This is a genomic window from Streptomyces sp. NPDC039430 (assembly GCF_055639435.1).
The window spans coordinates 144,125-162,692 of sequence record NZ_JBVKAK010000013.1; the positions used below are offsets into that span (position 1 = coordinate 144,125).

General features: G+C 71.9%; 14 protein-coding genes and 3 pseudogenes. 10 read left to right on the forward strand and 7 right to left on the reverse strand.

Annotation, left to right across the window (positions count from 1 at the left end; all coding sequences use genetic code 11):
- The first annotated feature begins 68 nt into the window (after positions 1-68).
- The 6 genes from ACZ7LS_RS28230 (at position 69) to ACZ7LS_RS28255 (ending at position 4,875) form a co-directional block, all read left to right on the forward strand.
- Positions 69-743, forward strand: coding sequence for an amino acid ABC transporter permease (locus tag ACZ7LS_RS28230; RefSeq protein ID WP_382523383.1), 675 nt, complete (start codon positions 69-71; stop codon positions 741-743).
- Positions 740-1,621, forward strand: a complete 882-nt coding sequence (locus ACZ7LS_RS28235; RefSeq protein ID WP_382671874.1) for an amino acid ABC transporter permease — start codon at positions 740-742, stop codon at positions 1,619-1,621. Before ACZ7LS_RS28230 ends, ACZ7LS_RS28235 begins: the two co-directional genes overlap by 4 nt.
- A gap of 384 nt (positions 1,622-2,005) precedes the next feature.
- Positions 2,006-3,598, forward strand: a complete 1,593-nt coding sequence (locus ACZ7LS_RS28240; RefSeq protein WP_385134549.1) for an FAD-dependent monooxygenase — start codon at positions 2,006-2,008, stop codon at positions 3,596-3,598.
- 69 nt (positions 3,599-3,667) lie between these two features.
- Positions 3,668-3,739, forward strand: a complete 72-nt coding sequence (locus tag ACZ7LS_RS28245) for a putative leader peptide (RefSeq protein ID WP_310851512.1) — start codon at positions 3,668-3,670, stop codon at positions 3,737-3,739.
- Positions 3,740-3,814: 75 nt separating this feature from the next.
- Positions 3,815-4,414 (forward strand): cupin domain-containing protein, encoded by a 600-nt coding sequence (locus ACZ7LS_RS28250; RefSeq protein ID WP_382523377.1) that lies wholly within the window; start codon positions 3,815-3,817, stop codon positions 4,412-4,414.
- A complete protein-coding gene (locus ACZ7LS_RS28255) occupies positions 4,411-4,875 on the forward strand; it encodes a rhodanese-like domain-containing protein (RefSeq protein ID WP_382523374.1) in 465 nt (154 codons plus the stop codon). The genes ACZ7LS_RS28250 and ACZ7LS_RS28255 overlap by 4 nt, the downstream gene beginning before the upstream one ends.
- Positions 4,876-5,085: 210 nt before the next feature.
- Here ACZ7LS_RS28255 and recX read toward each other — a convergent pair.
- Together recX and recA are read right to left on the reverse strand one after the other, a co-directional pair.
- Positions 5,086-5,769: pseudogene (gene recX, locus ACZ7LS_RS28260) on the reverse strand (recombination regulator RecX); the annotation flags it as partial.
- Entirely contained in the window at positions 5,676-6,803 is a 1,128-nt protein-coding gene (gene recA / locus ACZ7LS_RS28265) for a recombinase RecA (RefSeq protein WP_382523372.1), read from the reverse strand. The gene recA and the pseudogene recX, both read right to left, overlap by 94 nt.
- A 335-nt stretch (positions 6,804-7,138) precedes the next feature.
- Between recA and ACZ7LS_RS28270 the strand changes: the two are divergent.
- Together ACZ7LS_RS28270 and ACZ7LS_RS28275 are read left to right on the forward strand one after the other, a co-directional pair.
- Positions 7,139-7,270, forward strand: a pseudogene (locus ACZ7LS_RS28270) (VOC family protein); the annotation flags it as partial.
- Between the two features lie 360 nt (positions 7,271-7,630).
- Positions 7,631-9,421, forward strand: a complete 1,791-nt coding sequence (locus tag ACZ7LS_RS28275) for an FG-GAP repeat domain-containing protein (RefSeq protein WP_385134539.1) — start codon at positions 7,631-7,633, stop codon at positions 9,419-9,421.
- A gap of 103 nt (positions 9,422-9,524) precedes the next feature.
- Here ACZ7LS_RS28275 and ACZ7LS_RS28280 read toward each other — a convergent pair whose 3' ends face one another.
- Together ACZ7LS_RS28280 and ACZ7LS_RS28285 are read right to left on the reverse strand one after the other, a co-directional pair.
- Positions 9,525-10,751 carry an AI-2E family transporter gene (locus ACZ7LS_RS28280; RefSeq protein WP_382523365.1) on the reverse strand — a complete coding sequence of 409 codons (1,227 nt, stop codon included), beginning with the start codon at positions 10,749-10,751 and terminating at the stop codon, positions 9,525-9,527.
- Positions 10,752-11,102: 351 nt separating this feature from the next.
- Positions 11,103-11,297: a DUF3046 domain-containing protein gene (locus tag ACZ7LS_RS28285; RefSeq protein WP_030350089.1), complete on the reverse strand. Its 195-nt coding sequence runs from the start codon at positions 11,295-11,297 to the stop codon at positions 11,103-11,105.
- 80 nt (positions 11,298-11,377) lie between these two features.
- Here ACZ7LS_RS28285 and ACZ7LS_RS28290 point away from each other — a divergent pair.
- Positions 11,378-11,590: pseudogene (locus ACZ7LS_RS28290) on the forward strand (hypothetical protein); the annotation flags it as partial.
- 140 nt (positions 11,591-11,730) lie between these two features.
- On the opposite strand, the gene ACZ7LS_RS28295 reads toward ACZ7LS_RS28290, so the two are convergent.
- The 3 genes from ACZ7LS_RS28295 to ACZ7LS_RS28305 all read right to left on the reverse strand — a co-directional run bounded on the left by ACZ7LS_RS28295 (position 11,731) and on the right by ACZ7LS_RS28305 (position 13,831).
- Positions 11,731-12,039 carry an AzlD domain-containing protein gene (locus ACZ7LS_RS28295; RefSeq protein ID WP_382523360.1) on the reverse strand — a complete coding sequence of 103 codons (309 nt, stop codon included), beginning with the start codon at positions 12,037-12,039 and terminating at the stop codon, positions 11,731-11,733.
- Positions 12,036-12,707, reverse strand: a complete 672-nt coding sequence (locus ACZ7LS_RS28300; protein WP_385134550.1) for an AzlC family ABC transporter permease — start codon at positions 12,705-12,707, stop codon at positions 12,036-12,038. The genes ACZ7LS_RS28295 and ACZ7LS_RS28300 overlap by 4 nt, the downstream gene beginning before the upstream one ends.
- Positions 12,708-12,997: 290 nt before the next feature.
- A complete protein-coding gene (locus tag ACZ7LS_RS28305; RefSeq protein ID WP_385134541.1) occupies positions 12,998-13,831 on the reverse strand; it encodes an AraC family transcriptional regulator in 834 nt (277 codons plus the stop codon).
- An 81-nt stretch (positions 13,832-13,912) separates the two neighbouring features.
- On the opposite strand from ACZ7LS_RS28305, the gene ACZ7LS_RS28310 reads away from it, so the two are divergent.
- Positions 13,913-18,559, forward strand: coding sequence for an ATP-dependent helicase (locus ACZ7LS_RS28310; RefSeq protein WP_385134543.1), 4,647 nt, complete (start codon positions 13,913-13,915; stop codon positions 18,557-18,559).
- The last annotated feature ends 9 nt before the right edge of the window (positions 18,560-18,568 follow it).

The following is an 18,568-nucleotide window of genomic DNA, read 5'->3' on the forward strand; positions in this document are numbered from 1 at the left end:
AGTGACGCGCCGCCGGCCGGTCCGGCGGCGCGTACCGACCAGCCAACCAGGGGAGAGCGCGGGGCATCGTGTTCGACTTTCTTGATTCCGGGCAGTACGACCTGCTCGGCGCCTTCTGGGTGACGGTGCAGCTCACCCTCTACTCCGCAGTTGGTTCTCTCATATGGGGAACGCTGCTGGCCGGGATGCGTGTCAGTCCCGTGCCGCTGATGCGTGCCTTCGGTACCGCCTACGTCAACATAGTGCGTAACACCCCACTGACCGTGGTCCTCGTCGCCTGTTCGCTGGGGCTCGGCCAGACCCTCCAGATCACGCTCGGCGGCGGGGACTTCGAGTCCATCGGCTTCCGGCTGGCCGTACTGGGCCTGATCGCCTATACGAGCACCTTCGTCTGCGAGGCCCTGCGCTCCGGTATCAACACCGTGCCCGTGGGGCAGGCCGAAGCCGCCCGCGCCCTGGGTCTGAGCTTCTTCCAGGTGCTGAGGCTGATCGTGCTCCCCCAGGCGTTCCGCTCCGTGGTGGCACCGCTGGCCAACGTGCTGATCGCGCTGACCAAGAACACGACGGTCGCCGCGGCGATAGGCGTCGCCGAGGCGTCGGCGCTGATGAAGACAATGATCGAGAACGAAACCAGCGCGCTCTTCATGGTGTTCGCGGTGTTCGCCTTCGGATTCGTCGTTCTCACCCTCCCGACCGGTCTGCTCCTGGGCTGGGTCAGCAAGCGAGTGGCGGTGAAGCGATGAGTGCCACGTCCGTTCTGTACGACGCTCCCGGTAAGCGCGCCAAGCGGCGCAACATCCTCTACACGATCGTGTTCCTGGTCGTCTTCGTGCTCGCCGCCTGGTGGGTTCTCGTTCAGATGAACGACAAGAACCAGCTGGCGTCCGAGAAGTGGAGTCCGTTCGTCACGGACGCCAAGGTATGGACGACCTATCTGCTGCCGGGGCTCGGTGAGACCCTCAAGTCGGCGGCGCTGTCGATCGTGATAGCCCTGCCGTTCGGCGCGCTGCTCGGTATCGGCCGGCTCTCGGACCACGCCTGGGTACGGGTACCGGTCGGCGCCGTCGTCGAGTTCTTCCGCTCCATCCCCGTCCTGCTGATGATGCTGTTCGCCGCCACGGCGTACGCGCACTTCACCGATGTCTCGTCCGACATCCGGCCGCTGTACGCCGTGGTGACGGGCCTGGTGCTCTACAACGCCTCGGTCATCGCCGAGATCGTCCGGGCAGGCATTCTCACGCTGCCCAACGGCCAGACCGACGCCGCGAAGGCGATCGGCATGCGCAAGGGCCAGACCATGGCGTACGTGCTCCTGCCCCAGGCCGTGACGGCGATGCTGCCGGCCCTGGTCAGCCAGCTCGTCGTCATCGTCAAGGACACCGCGCTGGGCGGCGCGATCCTCGGGCTGTCCGAACTGCTCTCGCAGAACCGCACGATCACCGCGAACTACGGCGCCAACACCATCGCCACGCTCGTCGTCATCGCGCTGATCTACATCGTGCTGAACTTCATCCTCACCACGTTCGCGAGCTGGCTGGAGAGGCGACTGCGCCGGGGCAAGAAGAGCACGGGCGCGGTGCTCCCCGATGTCAACGCCGGAACTTACGTCGGGGACATCTGAGACAGACGGGACTGGCGGGTCTGGGCGGCGTACGCGCCGCCCAGGCCGTCGCTTGACGCGGGCACCCCCAGTCGGTTGCATACGTTCTGTGATCACGCACCGGGCTCCCAGGGCCTGTCTTCAAAGTCCCGCCTGCTCGGCGACGCCCGGCCCGCACGCTCGCGGCGTTGCCATCGCCCCAGTACGTCCAGTACTGGGGCGCCCGTCCGTCGTGCGATCGCCGCTCGGCATCCGAAGGGGGAATCAGGCGCCGAGACGGAGTGAGCGCAGCGAGCGCGGTACACCGGACGCCGCCGAGCCCACCCGTCGGGCGGACGGCGCCGCTTTCGAAACACGCCCCAGCGCCCCTGACCGTATGACCACATGGGCCGGAGGGGTCGCGCCGTGGACCCGGTGATCGTCGCCGGCGCGGGCCCCGTCGGTCTCGCGCTCTCTCTGGCGCTCGCCGCGCAGGGTGTCCCCTCCGTCGTCCTGGACGAGGGGACCGGTACGGACGATCCGCGTCCGGCCCGTACCGCCATACTGCGGCCCGACACCGCCGCCCTGGTGGCCCGGCTCGGCTGCACCACCCTCGGTGACGAGGGCGCGCGCTGGACCGGCTGGCGTCTGATGCGGCGCAAGCAGCTGATGCGGGAGCTGCCGCTCGGCGAGGACGGCGCCCCCACGCCCCTGCACATCCCCCAGCACGCCCTTTCGCGCGGGCTGCGGAGCGCCATCGCGGGCCAGGAGCTGGTGCGCGTGGTCACCGGCGACCGGCTCGACTCACTGGAGCAGGACGCCCGGGGTGTCACCGTGCACACCCGCGGCCCCGGGGCGACCTGGTGGCGCGGCAGCCATCTGGTCGGCTGCGACGGCGCCAGGTCCACGGTCCGCAAGCTGCTCGGCATCCGTTTCCCCGGGCGTACGGCGGTGGAGCGCCACGCGGTCGCCGCGCTCCGCGCCGAGCTGCCGTGGCCCGGCGAGGCACTGCTCCACCGGCAGCCGCCCTGGCCCGGCAGCGGCGAGGAAGTGTCCGCCAGGCCGCTCGCGGACGGTGTGTGGCGGGTCGACTGGCTGCTGCCCTCCCGGGGCGAGCTGGTCACGCCCGACGCGCTGGTGACGCGTTTACGGGACACCCTGGCCGGCTGGTGCGGCGAGACACCGCCGTACGAACTGCTCGACACGGGCGTCTACACCCTGCATCACCGGCTGGCCAGGCGCTGGCGCGCCGGCCGGGCCTTCCTCGCCGGGGACGCCGCCCATCTGCTGGGCGCGGTGGGCACCCAGGGGCTCGACGAGGGACTGCGGGACGTCAGCAACCTCTCCTGGAAGATCGCCGAGGACTGGCACCACGGGGCGTCGGAGACCCTGCTGGACAGCTACCAGGCGGAGCGGCGCACGGCCGTCGCCGCCCGGCTGCGCGCGGCCGACCAGTCGCTGCCGATACTGCGGGGCGGCGGTGGACTGCGTACGTACATGCCGGGCGCCACACGCGGACACGACACCCTGCTCGCCGACGGGCATCTGGGGCACGGGCCATTGGGGGCACCGCCCGCCTATCCGCACTCCCCCCTCGCGCCTCCGCACGCCCCGACGCAGACGGCTGTCGGTACGCCCCCCGGCGCCGCCGTCGAGGACGTACGGGTGACCGCGCCGGACGGCACGACCGTACGGCTCGGGGACCGGCTCGGCCGTGGCCTGCACCTGGTGGTACTGGTCGCGCCCGGCACCGGGGTGTGGGACCGGCGGCACTGGCTGACGGCGGGGGTGATGCCGCGGCTGGCGGCGGCGGTGACCGCCCTGCCGGTACGCGCCGAGCTGCTGGTCACGGAGGCGTACCCGGGAGCGTCCGCGCACACCGTGCTGCTGGTGCGGCCGGACGGGCATCTGGTGGCGGCCTTCGGCGGGGTGCGCCCCGCCGATCTCTACGCGGCGGCGGACGCGGCGCGCGGAGGCAGTCCTTCCGCCCCGACTGAGGTTCCCGCGGACGCCCCCTGACCACACTGCGAACATCGATTGACCGTCGCGGGCTCGCATGGTGTACTCCGGAACGTGACTGACACCGATGTGCGCCTGTGGCGGAGAGTCCATATGGACTTGCTCCGCTATGCGGGCTGCGTGTGTCGCCCGTCCTGTTGATTCGCCCTTCTCTCCACACGCTCGCCGCGCGGCGCCGCGGCAGCACCTCTTCGCGAACTTCCCAGGACGGTCACCATGTCTCTACCCGTACGCACCTCCACATCCGGCACCGACGCCGCTGATGCCGGTCGCGCCGCCGATGCCATTGGCACTGTCGACGCCGGTGTGAAGCCCTCGGCCGCCGGGCCCACCCCCGCCGAGCTGCTCGACTTCGTCCGCAGGAGCGTGGCGGACGCCGAGCTGGTCTCCTCCCTCCCGCTGGACCCGGAGGGCCGTACCTGGATCCGGCTCAACGGTCCTGCGGGCAGCGAGGCATGGCTGATCGGCTGGCCGCCCGGCACGGGCACCGGCTGGCACGACCACGGCGGCTCGCACGGCGCGTTCGCCACGGCGTCGGGCACGCTCAAGGAGGACTCGCTCGCGGCCCGGCTGCCCACCGAGGGGTGGAAGACCCTGGAACTGGCCGAAGGCGTCGACCGTGAGCGGCAGTTGACGGCCGGCGAGGGCAGGGCGTTCGGCAGGCACCATGTGCACGAGGTGCGCAACGAGTCCGGGGCCGAGCACGCCGTCTCCGTACACGCCTACTATCCGCCGCTGCCGCTGATGCGGCGCTACAGCCGCACGGGCGCCGTGCTCCGCCTTGAGCAGGTCGAGCGTCCCGAGGAGTGGCAGTGACGGACCCGGCCGTGACCGAGCAGGCCGTGACCGAGCGCGTGGAGCCCGAACGCGTGGGGATCGATGAGCTGCTGGAACAGGTCCGTGAGGACCTGGACCGAATAGGGCCGAGGGAAGCGGCCGAGGCCGCCGCGGACGGCGCGCTGCTGGTGGACATCCGGTACGCGGCGCTGCGCGAGCGCGACGGGCTGATCCCGGGCGCGCTGGTCGTCGAGCGCAATGAGCTGGAGTGGCGGCTCGACCCCCAGGGCAGCCATCGCGCACGCGAGGCCACGAGCCACGATCTGCGCGTGGTGGTGATCTGCAACGAGGGGTACGCGTCGAGCCTCGCGGCGGTGTCCCTGCGCCGGCTGGGACTGCACCGCGCGACCGACCTCGTCGGGGGATTCCAGGCGTGGCGGGCCGAGGGCCTGCCGGTAGTCGCGGCAGGGGACGGCGCGGAGGCCGGGGATCCGGCGTAGGGCGGGCGGAGCGGGATTCCGGGCCTGCTCATCGCCCGACCGCCGTCGCGTCGACGACCGGACGGATCCTCCGAAGCACCGCCCGGCCCGGCAGCGCGGCCGTGGCCAGGACGGGCGAGGGCGACCAGCACAAGCAGCAGGGAAGCCGTGCCGATGCCGGACGACGGAGCCTAGGCCCGGACGGGACCTGGGCCCAGTCCCGGACGGGACCTAGGAGAAGCCCTCGTCCAGCCCCTCGGTGTCCTCCCCCTCCTCCTCCAGCGCCTGCCGGACCACCCGGAGCGCCATGCCTTCCGGATAGCCCTTGCGGGCCAGCATGCCCGCGAGCCTGCGCAGCCTTCTGTCGCGTTCCATACCGCGGGTGGCGCGGAGTTTGCGGGCGACCAGCTCGCGGGCGGTCGCCTCCTCCTGGTCGGAGTCCAGCTGTCCGACCGCCTCGTCGATCAGGGTGGCGTCCACCCCTTTCGTACGCAGCTCACGGGCGAGCGCACGCCGGGCCAGGCCCCGGCCATGGTGCCGTGACTCCACCCAGGCGTCCGCGAACGCCGCGTCATCGATCAGCCCCACGTCCTCGAAGCGGGAGAGCACCTCCCGCGCCACGTCCTCGGGGATCTCCCGCTTGGCCAGCGCGTCCGCCAGCTGCTTGCGGGTACGGGGTGTCCCCGTGAGCAGGCGCAGGCAGATCCCCCGCGCCCGCTCCGCCGGATCCTGGGGCGACAGCTCCTGCCCGGCCCTCGACGGGTCGGAGCTGTCGCCCGGCCTTTCCGTCCGCCGCCTCTTCGCATAAGGCACAGGACGGACTAACTCTTGGCCGTGGCCGCCTTGGCCGACTTGGCCTTGGAGGCAGGAGCGGGCACGGACTTGGCCGGGTCCTCGGCAGGAGCCGGAGCACCCGCCGGGGCCGCCGCGGACTCGGCCGTCACCGCGTCCGGCCGCACGCCGACGCCCAGCTTCTCCAGGATTTTCTTCTCGATCTCATTGGCGAGATCGGGGTTGTCCTTGAGGAAGTTGCGCGCGTTCTCCTTGCCCTGGCCGAGCTGGTCGCCCTCGTACGTGTACCAGGCGCCGGCCTTCCGTACGAAGCCGTGCTCCACGCCCATGTCGATCAGGCCGCCCTCGCGGCTGATGCCCTGGCCGTAGAGGATGTCGAACTCCGCCTGCTTGAAGGGCGGCGCGACCTTGTTCTTGACGACCTTGACGCGGGTGCGGTTGCCGACGGCGTCGGTGCCGTCCTTCAGGGTCTCGATACGACGGATGTCGAGACGCACCGAGGCGTAGAACTTGAGCGCGCGGCCACCCGTCGTGGTCTCCGGCGAGCCGAACATCACGCCGATCTTCTCGCGGAGCTGGTTGATGAAGATCGCGGTGGTCTTGGACTGGTTGAGCGCGCTCGTGATCTTCCGGAGCGCCTGGCTCATCAGCCGCGCCTGGAGACCGACGTGCGAGTCGCCCATCTCACCCTCGATCTCCGCGCGCGGCACCAGGGCGGCGACGGAGTCGATGACGATGAGGTCGAGCGCGCCGGAGCGGACCAGCATGTCCACGATTTCGAGCGCCTGCTCGCCGTTGTCCGGCTGGGACAGGATCAGATTGTCGATGTCGACACCGAGCTTCTTCGCGTACTCGGGGTCGAGGGCGTGCTCGGCGTCCACGAAGGCCACCGCGCCGCCGGCCTTCTGCGCGTTCGCCACCGCGTGCAGCGTCAGGGTCGTCTTTCCCGAGGACTCGGGCCCGTAGACCTCCACCACACGGCCGCGCGGCAGGCCACCGACGCCGAGCGCGACGTCGAGCGCGGTCGACCCGGTGGGGATGACCTCGATGGGTTCGTTCGGCCGCTCGCCGAGGCGCATCACCGCGCCCTTCCCGAATTGCCGTTCAATTTGTGCGAGAGCGGCGTCGAGCGCCTTCTCGCGGTCGGTTCCTGCCATGGGTTCCACCCGATTTGCTTGAGTCGATCGCTTCACGTCAAAGACGCTATCCCCTGCCACTGACAACGCGTCCCGACGACCTCCTGGCCTGTGGAAAACTCCGCCGGCCAACCTCTCCGGACGCCCCGCCCACCGCACCACACCGCCGGCCCCGCCCCGGGAGGCACCGGCAGTCATCCATGAGAATGGATGTTCGATTTTACTGTCAAGCGCACCACGCGGCACCCCGTCACATGTCCCGTCCGCATGCCCCGCCCAGATGACCCGTCCACATGTCCCGCCCAACGGAGTCCGGCCGGCGAGTGGCCGCCTCTAGGGTGTGGTTCGCGAGAGGCGACGACCTGGACGAGGCCGAGGCCCGGCTGCTGGAGCTGGGCGCGGGCAAGCCGGACCACCAGCCGAACGAGGACAGATGGCGGGTCCTCACCGATCCGGCCGGACATCCCTTCTGCCTGGTCAGAAACTGATCGTTCGCGCGCGTTCGGCCAGGCCCGACGAGGCCGCCGCCCCGACCTCGATCCCGCACGGCAATTCATCTCTTTTCCCGTCTTCGTTAACAAAATATCCACCGGGACTTCACAACTGACTTGCCGACAGAACCCATGGCCGGATACACCTACCTCACGACCTGGGGAGGGCGTCATCGCTGTGGGGGGCAGTTCCATCGCTGTGGGGGCGGTTCCCGTCGTGCCATGGGCCGACGGCACTTCAACGACGATTCCAGTGGTGCGACACCACCTGACGCCCCGCGACCCGCGCACCGCCGTGCCCGGCGTGTGCCGCCGCTGATCCCCGGGCTCGCTCCTTCACACCTCACCGGAGGCAGCATGTCCATCCACGCAAGACCCGGGGCCGAGTGGCCCCGCAGGATCGCCCGCTCGGCCGTGCTCGGCTGCGCCGGGCTGCTGGTGAGCGGTTCGCTGATGGTCACCACGGCCTCCGCGGCCGACGCACCGGGCACCGGACCGCACGGCGCCGTCACCCTTCCTGTTCCGCCGTCCACCCGGCCCACCTTCAGTGTCCCGGGCCGCGACGCCTCAGCCGCCGCCAAGGGCCAGGACCGCCGTCTCGCCGCAGGCCGGGCCGCGGCGGACACTCCCGCACAGCGCGGCGACCTGAACGGCGACGGCTTCGGCGACCTGATGTACCGCACCGACTACGGCGAGGTCTGGGCCGACTGGGGCACCGACGGCGCGGCCGTGATCTCCGCGGACGACTCCCAGGTCAAGGACCTGCTGCTGCCCGGTGACCTCACCGGCGACGGCAAGGCCGACCTGCTCACCGTGACGCCCACGGGATCCCTGCGGCTGCACAGCGGGACGAACGCCACCCTCTACGACGGTATGACCGCGTACACCACGCTCAGCACCGGCTGGCAGGCGTACGACAAGCTGGTCGTCCCCGGCGATCTGACCGGTGACGGCACACCGGACCTGCTGGCCCGCAAGTCCTCGGGACTGTTCCTCTTCCCCGGCACAGGCAAGGGCTTCAAGGCCGGGATACAGGTGGGCGGCGCCGGCTGGAGCCAGTTCGACCAGCTGGTCGGCGTCGACGACGTCGACGGCGACGGCCTGGCCGATCTCCTCGCGCGCAACGCCACCGGGCTGTACGTCTACCCCGGCAACGGCAGCTCCACCGGCTACCCGTTCAAGGACCGGATCCAGATCGGCGGCGCCGACTGGAACAAGTACAACCAGTTGGTCGGCGGCACGGACTACACCGGCAACGGCACCCCTGACCTGGTGGCCCGCGCGTACGACGGCACCCTCTACCTCTACGAGGGCAACGGCGCCGGCGCGTTCGGCGCCCGGGAGCAGGTCGGCACGGGCTGGGGACTGGTGACCCAGTACGCGGGCGCGGGCAACCGGCCGCACTTCGGCAAGGCCGGCGTCTTCGCCCGTACCTCCGGCGGCACGCTCTACTACTACGGCACCACCGGCACCGGCCGTCTCACCTCGAAGTACCTGATCGGCGACGGCTGGGACCGCTCGCTGGTACGGCTGACCCACGCGGTGTCACTGCGCGCGAACGGCAGCTCGGACCTGATCGAGCACAGCACGTACGACGGCCACCTGTACAACGCCGGTTCCTACGCCTCGTCCGACCCCGAGCTGGCGGGCGGCTCCAAGTCGTACAACCTGGTCATCGGCCCCGGGGATCTCGACGGCGACGGCAAGAGCGACCTGCTGGCCCGCAGCTCCACCGCCCTGTACTTCTACGCGGGCAACGGCACGGGCATGTCGGTGAAGGGCCGTGTCCAGATCGGTGGCAGCGGCTGGTCACAGTTCAACAAGATCGTCGGTGCGGGTGACCTCACCGGGGACGGCCGCGCCGACCTCCTCGCGCGCAGCTCCAGCGGCCTGTACCTGTACGCGGGTACCGGCAAGGCGAGTTCACCGTTCGGCGCGAAGACGCAGGTCGGTGGTGCGGGCTGGAGCCAGTACAAGAACATCGCGGCTCCCGGTGACCTCAACGGCGACGGTGTCGCCGACCTGCTGGCCTCGAACTCGGCGGGCGAGCTGTACTTCTACGCGGGCACCGGCAAGGCGTCCGCGCCCCTGAAGGCCCGGGTGAAGATCGGCAGCGGCGGCTGGAACCAGTACGCCGACCTGCTCTGAGCATCCGAACCCCCGGCCGGTGCGGTGCACCGGCCGGGGGGCCGTCGGGAACGGTCCACCGCCGACGACGGACGGCGGTACGGCCCTCCTGGGCGGACAGGACCTAGGGCCGCGGCCGCTGCTCGTCGTCCGTGCCCGATTCCGCGTCGGTACGCGTGTCGGTGCGTATATCCGCGTCCGTTCGCGTGTCCGCGTCCGTTCGCGTCCCTCCGCTCGTGCCCGCGTCCGTATGCAGTACGCGGCGTATCTGGCGCAGGAGCGGCACGCTGTCGCGCCTTCCGCGGCCGTGCACGCGCGGATCGTCCATCACGTCGTACCGCTTCACATACGCCCCGAGGAACGCCTGGAGCGTGGCGACCGCCGGGATCGCGATCAGGGCGCCGACCGCGCCCAGCAGCGCCGTACCCGCGACGACCGACCCGAAGGCCACGGCCGGGTGGATGTCGACGGTCCTGGCGGTCAGCTTGGGCTGGAGCATGTAGTTCTCGAACTGCTGGTAGAACACCACGAACCCGAGTACCCAGAGCGCGTACCAGGGGTCCACGGTGAAGGCGATCAGCATCGGCAGGGCGCCCGCCAGATAGGTGCCGATCGTCGGGATGAACTGGGAGACGAGCCCTACCCAGATCGCCAGCGCCGGTGCGTACGGCACCCGCAGGATCTCCAGCAGTACGTAATGCGCGGCGCCGGAGACGAGGGCCATCAGCCCGCGTGAGTAGAGATAGCCGCCGGTCTTGACGACGGCTATCTCCCAGGCCCGCAGGACTTCGGACTGACGGGCCGGCGGGAGTACGGAGCAGAGGGCGCGCCGCAGCCGGGGCCCGTCGGCCGCGAAGTAGAAGGAGAACAGGAAGATCGTCAGCAGCCGGAACAGCCCACCGAGCACGGTGGTGGAGATGTCGAGGACACCCGTCGCGCTGTTCTGCACATAGCGCTGGAGCCAGTCGGAGTGCAGCAGGCTGTCCTGGACGGCGACGCGGGACAGCTCTGTGTGGAAGGTGTCGTTGATCCAGTTGATCACCGAGTCGAGGTACTCGGGGAAGGACTCGACCATTTCGATGATCTGGCTCGCCAGCATCGAGCCGAGCATCACCACAAAGCCGGCGCTGGCGATCAGGACCGCGAAGAAGACCAGGAAAGTGGCGAGTCCACGCCGCATCCCCCGGTCCGCCATCCGGCTCACGGCGGGCTCGACCGCCAGTGCCAGGAAGAACGCGATCAGCATATTGATCAGCAGCCCGATGAGCTGATGGAACGCCCAGCTGCCGAGCTGGAAGCAGGCTATGAGCGCCAGCGCGAGGACCATGGCACGCGGCAGCCAGCGGGGCATCTGACGCCGCAGCTCGTCCCCGTTCGCAGGGGACGCCGGCCCGCCCGCGGGGCTCGCGGAGCCCGTGGAGGAGCCCGCGGGAGCCGTCAGTGGAGAAGCAGCGGAAGGAATCGCCGAAGACGCCGTCGAAGACGCCGCGGAGGACGTCTCGGGCGTCTCGGGAGGCGTGTCCGGTGCGGGATCCGGCGGAGGGATCGGCGGTGGGAGGTCCGGTGCGGAGTTGTCGGTCGGTGCCACTGAGCAAGTGTCGCCTACCGCGGTGACAACCGGCCCCGCGGCCGGACGAAATCACATCGCCCCCGCGGGCTCTGTGCCGCCCCCGCCTCCCGGGACTCTCTCCGGCCGGGCGCGTCAGCGCTTCTCGGGCGGAATCCCCATGGCGACGCAGACCCCGCGCCAGACGTCCTTCGCCTCCCAGCCGGCTTCCAGCGCCTCATGCACCGTACGACCGCCCAGTTCCGCCATCACATGATCACGGGCGAACGAGTCGGCATAGGCCGCCCCGAAGTGGTCCGCCATGCGCTCCCAGAAAATCGTCAACCGCATGCCACCAGTATCGCGCCCCCGAGAGTGCAGCCCTGCCGTCCCGCCGTGCCGGGAACCGCTTCCGACCTACGGTTCGGATCATGGCCGGCACCGCCGCATCCTTTGAGTCCTCCGCGTCCCCACTGCCGTCACGGTCTTCCCCGCCTTCCCCGTCCTCGGCGTTCTCGGCGTCCTCCGCGCTCTCGGCGTCCCCTCGTCGCCCGTCTCCCGTCTCCCGGGCCGAGCGCTTCATCTGGCTCACGGCCCGGGTGCTCGAACAGCGACGGTTCGCCCATCACTTCCTGGACGGAGGGACCGGTCGGGGTGACGGCGCCGAGGGGCGCGCCATCGGTTGAACCTCGTCAGGCCCTGACGAGGTTCAACGGAAAGCCGGAAGACGAAAGCCGGAAGCCGGAGGCCTGGAAAACCCCTGGCCGCCAAGCCCCCCGCCGCCTTATCCGCCGAGCGCCCGCACCCCCGCCGTGACGACCACCGCCGCGGCGACGACCACCAGGAACGGGGCGCGCAGCACCAGCGCGAGAGCCGCCGCGGCGAGCCCCGCGCCCCGGGCGTCCAGCACGAGTGCGCCGTTCGCGCTGAAGGTCTGCTGAGCGGTCAGCGCGGCGAGCAGGGCCACGGGCAGCAGGGCCGACAACCGCTGGACGAGAGGGCGTTCCAGCGCGCCCGCGGGCACGAGCAGGCCCAGAAGTTTGACGAGGTAGCAGCCGACGGCGGTCGCGCCGATCGCGATCCAGATGGTCAACGGTCCGTTCCCTTCCGACGTGCGCCGAGCCTGCGGCCTTCGAGCCAGAGGACGGCGGGTGCGGCCAGCGCCGCGACGAGCACCGGGACACCGGCGGGCAGCACGGGCAGGAAGCCGAGCCCCAGGACGACGGCGATCCCGGCGACCGCCCGCTCGGTGGCCGTACGGAGCATCGGCGCGAGCAGGGCGAGAAAGACGGCGGGTCCTGCCGCGTCGAGTCCCCAGGCGTCGGTGTCGCCGAGTGCTTCGGCGCCCAGCGCCCCGCCCAGGGTGGTGAGGTTCCACAGGACATAGAGCGTGAGCCCGGTGACGGTGAAGCCGATGCGTGCGCCGCGCCGGGTGGGCTGGGCGAGCGCGACGGCGGTGGTCTCGTCGATCACCCACTGGGCGGCGAACGGACGTACCGACCCCGGCAGCTTCAGCAGCTGGGACAGTCTGAGCCCGTAGAAGGCGTTGCGTACGCCGAGGAAGAACGCGCCCGCGGCGGCGGTGAGCGGATTGCCTCCCGCCGCGAGGGCGCCGACCAGCGCGAACTGGGAGGCGCCGGTGAAGACCAGCAGGCTGAGCGCGCAGGTCTGGAGGACGGTGAGCCCCGCGCCCGCCGCGGTGACGCCGAAGGCGAAGCCGGAGAGCCCGACGGCGATGCCGACGCCCAGGGCGTCGCGCACGACGGCCGAGTCGGACTTGGGTGCGGGTGCGGGTGCGGGTGCGGGAGCGGGGTCGGAAGTGGGAGCGGGGTCGGGGACGGAGCCAGGCCCCTGGGCACTCCGGGAGGGACCGTACGCCGGTATGTCCGCGGACGCGGACGCTATCTGTTCTGCCACGTCAGGGACGTTACGCGGGGTGCGCGGGCCGGGTCTTGTACGTTTTTGCGCCCAGCGCCCAGCGCCCGGCCCCGCGCCCCGCGCCGCGCGCCGCACTCACCCAGCGCCCGGCCCCGCGCCCGCACAGCGCCCGCTCAGCCCTCCGCGGCGGCCGTCCGCTCCCTGCGGTACGCACCGGGCGGCACTCCGACCATGCGGGTGAAATGGCGGTTCAGGTGCGGCTGGTCGGTGAACCCGACGGCCACGGCCGCCTCGGCCGGTGTCGTACCGCCGTCCAGCAGTCGTCGGGCCCGGCGCACCCGCGCGTCCGTCAGCCAGCTGTGCGGCGGCAGCCCATAGGCGTTCCTGAAGGCCCGCAGCAGCGCGTAGGGGCTGGTGCCGAGGTCCGCCGCGAGCCGTTCCAGGGACGGCGGGTCCGCCATCCGCTCCTCCAGCACGGCACGCGCGTGTGCCGCGTTCCGCGCCCCGGCGCCCCGCACCTGGCGCTGCCGCAGCCTCCCGCCGTTCAGCCGCAGCAGCCGCGTCACCGCGACCCTCAGCAGCGTGTCGGCGGCGAGCGCGTTGCCCTCGTCGGCGGCGCGCAGCACCTGGTGGACGAGGCGCGTGGTGTACGGATCGTCCACGACGGGGGCGACGAATCCGGGGGTGCCGCGGATCGTGGTGGTCTCCGCCGCTATGGCGGCGATGACATCGACGGCCGGATAGACGGCCCCGTACCGCCAGCCCTCGGGGCCCTGGGCGTGGCCGGTGTGCGGGGTCTCGGGGTTGATCAGCGCGAGCGAGCCTGGACCGGCGTACTGATCGCCCCCTCCGTGGTGGAAGACGTCGACTCCGTCCGTGATCGCGGCGATGACGAAGCTCTCGTGGGTGTGCCGCAGAAACGCCTTGTCTATGTAGCGCGCCCGCAGCAGATCGACGCCGGGCAGCTCGGAATAGCGCCAGTGCCGTGCCTGCTCCCGCGGTGCCATGAATCCATTCTGCGCCGCCGGTCCGCCGGGCGTTTGCCCAGGTCCGGGCGATTGTCAGTGGCGGGGTGCACGATGGGGGGCATGGCACGCTCCGCGCTCGACTCCTTCTCCCCCGCGACCCGCGGCTGGTTCACGGGGGCTTTCTCCGCGCCCACCGCGGCGCAGGAGGGGGCCTGGCGTGCCATCCAGGAGGGGTCTGACGTGCTGGTCGTGGCCCCGACCGGCTCGGGCAAGACGCTGGCCGCCTTTCTCGCCGCGCTGGACCAGCTGGCCTCGCAGCCGCCGCCCGCCGAGGCGAGGAAGCGCTGCCGGGTGCTGTACGTATCACCGCTCAAGGCCCTCGCCGTGGACGTGGAGCGCAATCTGCGCAGCCCGCTCACGGGAATCCGGCAGGAGTCCGTGCGGCGCGGCCTGCCGGAGCCCGAGGTCCGGGTCGGGATCCGCTCCGGTGACACCCCGGCCGCCGAGCGCCGTTCGATCGCCACGAAGCCGCCGGACATCCTGATCACCACCCCCGAGTCGCTCTTCCTGATGCTCACGTCCTCGGCCCGGGACGCGCTCGCCGGGATCGAGACGGTGATCCTGGACGAGGTGCACGCCGTCGCCGGGACGAAGCGGGGCGCCCATCTCGCCCTGTCCCTGGAGCGGCTCGACGAGCTGCTGCCGCGCCCCGCACGCCGCATCGGTCTGTCGGCGACGGTGCGTCCGGTGGAGGAGGTGGCGCGCTATCTGTCCCCGCAGCGCCGGGTGGAGATCGTCCAGCCGCGGTCCGGCAAGGAGTTCGATCTCTCCGTGGTCGTGCCGGTCGAGGATCTGGGCGAGCTGGGCGGCTCCCCCGCCTCGGACACGGACGGCGGGGAGAAGCCGTCGATCTGGCCGCATGTGGAGGAGCGGATCGCGGACCTCGTCCAGGCGCACCGCTCCACGATCGTCTTCGCCAACTCCCGTCGCCTGGCTGAGCGGTTGTGCAACCGGCTGAACGAGATCGCGTACGAACGGGCCATGGGCGCGGTTCCGGACGCGCCCGGCTCCGCCCCGACGATGCCCGAGGACCACTCCCCGGCCGAGCTGATGGGACAGTCCGGCGCTGCCAGAGGAGCGCCCGCCCTGCTGGCCCGCGCGCACCACGGCTCGGTCTCCAAGGAGCAGCGCGCCCAGGTCGAGGAGGACCTCAAGGCGGGCCGGCTGCCCGCCGTCGTGGCCACGTCCAGTCTGGAGCTGGGCATCGACATGGGCGCGGTGGATCTGGTGATCCAGGTCGAGTCGCCGCCCTCCGTCGCCTCGGGCCTCCAGCGGGTCGGCCGCGCGGGACACCAGGTGGGCGCGGTCTCCACGGGCGTCGTCTTTCCCAAGTACCGCGGCGATCTCGTCCAGGCCGCCGTGGTCACCGAGCGGATGCGCACCGGCGCCATCGAGGCCCTGCGCATTCCCGCGAATCCCCTCGATGTGCTGGCCCAGCAGCTGGTCGCCATGGTCGCGCTGGACACCCGGCAGGCCGACGATCTGCTCGCCCTGACCCGCCGCGCCGCGCCGTTCGCGTCGCTGCCCGAATCGGCGTTCACCGCCGTGGTGGACATGCTCGCCGGGCGCTATCCCTCCGACGCCTTCGCGGAGTTGCGTCCCCGCGTGGTGTGGGACCGCGTGGCCGGTACGGTCACGGGCCGGCCGGGCGCGCAGCGGCTCGCCGTCACGTCCGGGGGCACGATCCCCGACCGGGGGCTCTTCGGTGTCTTCCTCGCCGGAGCCGACCCGAAGAAGGGCGGCGGCAGGGTCGGTGAGCTGGACGAGGAGATGGTGTACGAGTCCCGGGTGGGCGATGTCTTCACGCTGGGCACGACCTCCTGGCGGATCGAGGACATCACCCGTGACCGGGTCCTGGTCACCCCGGCTCCCGGCACCCCGGGGCGGCTGCCGTTCTGGAAGGGCGACCAGCTGGGCCGTCCGCTGGAGCTGGGCCGCGCGGTGGGCGCGTTCCTGCGCGAGGTGGGCGCTCTCTCTGAGGAGGACGCCAGACTGCGGCTGCTGACCGCGGGACTCGACGCCTGGGCCGCCGGCAATGTGCTGTCGTATCTGGACGAGCAGCGCCGCGCCTGCGGGCATGTCCCCGACGACCGGACGATCCTCGTCGAGCGGTTCCGCGATGAGCTGGGCGACTGGCGCGTGGTGATCCACTCCCCGTTCGGCGCCCAGGTGCACGCGCCGTGGGCGCTGGCCCTCGGCGCCCGCCTCTCCGAGCGGTACGGCATGGACGCGCAGGTCATGCACGCCGACGACGGCATCGTGCTGCGGCTCCCCGATGCCGACCTGATGGGCCTGGACCTCCTCGATGACGAGCCGGACCGTCTCAGCACGGCTTTCGACAGCGAACAGGCACCCGTCGGAGCCGCGGATGTCGCCTTCGACGGCGGCGAGATCCGCGGGATCGTCACCGAGCAGGTGGGCGGCTCCGCGCTGTTCGCCTCCCGGTTCCGGGAGTGCGCCGCGCGGGCGCTGCTGCTCCCCCGCCGGAGCCCGGGCAAGCGCACCCCGCTGTGGCAGCAGCGCCAGCGGGCATCCCAGCTCCTCCAGGTGGCGAGCGAGTTCGGCTCGTTCCCCATCGTGCTGGAGGCGGTCCGGGAGTGCCTCCAGGATGTCTTCGATGTCCCGGGTCTCACGGAACTCATGGGGGACATCGAGTCCCGGCGGGTCCGGCTGATCGAGGTCACCACCCCCGAGCCGTCCCCCTTCGCCCGGTCGCTGCTCTTCGGCTATGTCGCGCAGTTCCTGTACGAGGGCGATTCCCCCCTCGCGGAGCGGCGGGCCGCCGCGCTGTCCCTGGACTCCCGGCTGCTGGCCGAGCTGCTGGGCCAGGCGGAGCTGCGGGAGCTGCTCGATCCGGAGGTCCTCACCGAGCTGGAACGGGAACTCCAGTGGCTCACCGAGGACCGCCGCGTCAAGGACCTCGAAGGCGTCGCCGATCTGCTGCGGGTCCTCGGCCCGCTCACGGACGCGGAGTTGGCCGAGCGCGGCGCGCGGCCGTCCTGGGCGGAGGATCTCGCCGCCGCCCGCCGCGCCATCCGGGTCAGGATCGGCGGAGCCGACCACTGGGCGGCGATCGAGGACGCGGGGAGGCTGCGGGACGCCCTGGGCACGGCGCTGCCGGTCGGTGTCCCCGAGGCGTTCACGGAGCCGGTGAAGGACCCCCTGGGCGATCTCCTCGCCCGTTTCGCCCGTACGCACGGCCCGTTCACCTCGCACGCGGCGGCCGAGCGCTTCGGCCTGGGCGCGGCCGTCACGGACGGGGCGCTCCAGCGCCTCGCCGCGAGCTCCCGGGTCGTACAGGGCGAGTTCCATCCGTCCGGCATCGGCCAGGAGTGGTGCGACGCCACGGTCCTGCGCCGGCTGCGCCGCCGCTCGCTGGCGGCGCTGCGCCAGGAGCTGGAGCCGGTGGCGCCGGCCGCGCTCGCCGCCTTCCTCCCGCAGTGGCAGCATCTGAACGGCAACGGCCTGCGCGGTATCGACGGACTCGCCCGTGCCGTGGAGCAGGTGCAGGGCGCTCCCGTTCCCGCGTCGGCGCTGGAGAAGCTGATCCTGCCGTCCCGGGTCGCCGGCTACACACCCGCGCTCCTGGACGAACTGACCACCACGGGCGAGGTCCTGTGGGCCGGAGCGGGCGCCCTGCCCGGCAAGGACGGCTGGGTCTCGCTCTATCTCGCCGACGCCGCACCGCTGTTGCTCCCGCCCCCGCACCCCCTGGAGCTGACCGCCCTCCACGAATCGGTGCTGGCCACGCTCTCGGGCGGCTATGGCCTGTTCTTCCGGCAGATCACCGATCAGGTCCGAGCCACCACGCACCCGGACGCGACCGATCCTCAACTGGCCGACGCCGTATGGGACCTGGCCTGGTCGGGCCGGCTCACCAACGACACGCTGGCGCCGCTGCGCTCGCTGCTCGGCTCGGGCCGTACCGCCGGCTCCACGGCGCACCGCGCCCGGCGGCCGGTGCCCCGGGGGCGGTACGGCACGCTCACGGCCGCGGCCGGCCCCGCCTCCCGTACGGGCCCGCCGACCGTCAGCGGCCGCTGGTCGCTGCTGCCCGCCCAGGAGCCCGAGCCCACGCATCGCGCGCACGCGCTGGCCCGCACGCTCCTCGACCGCCATGGGGTGGTGACCCGGGGCGCGGTCGCGGCCGAGGGGGTCGTGGGCGGCTTCTCGGCGGTGTACCGCGTCCTGTCCGCCTTCGAGGACAGCGGCCAGGCACGGCGCGGCTATGTCGTGGAGGGCCTGGGCGCGGCCCAGTTCGCGATGGACGGCGCCGTCGACCGGCTGCGGGCGGCGGCGACGGCCCGTGACCGCGCCGACGCGCACCCCTCGCCCCGCGCCGTGGTGCTGGCCGCCGCCGACCCGGCCAACGCCTATGGGGCCGCGCTTGCCTGGCCGGATCCCCCGGACGGCGCCGGCCACAAACCGGGCCGCAAGGCCGGTTCTCTCGTCGTTCTCGTCGATGGCGAGCTGACGCTCTACATGGAGCGCGGCGGCAAGACGCTGCTGGCCTGGCCCACCGATCCGGAGGACCCCTCGCTCCGGTCCGCCGCGGAGGCCCTGGCGAGCGCGGCCCGCGCGGGGGCGCTCGGTACGGTCACGGTGGAGCGTACGAACGGCGCCCCTGCCCTGACGTCCCCTCTCGGGCGTGCTCTGGAGTCCGCGGGCTTCCATGCCACCCCCCGGGGCCTGCGCCTTCGGGCCTGACCGTGCGAG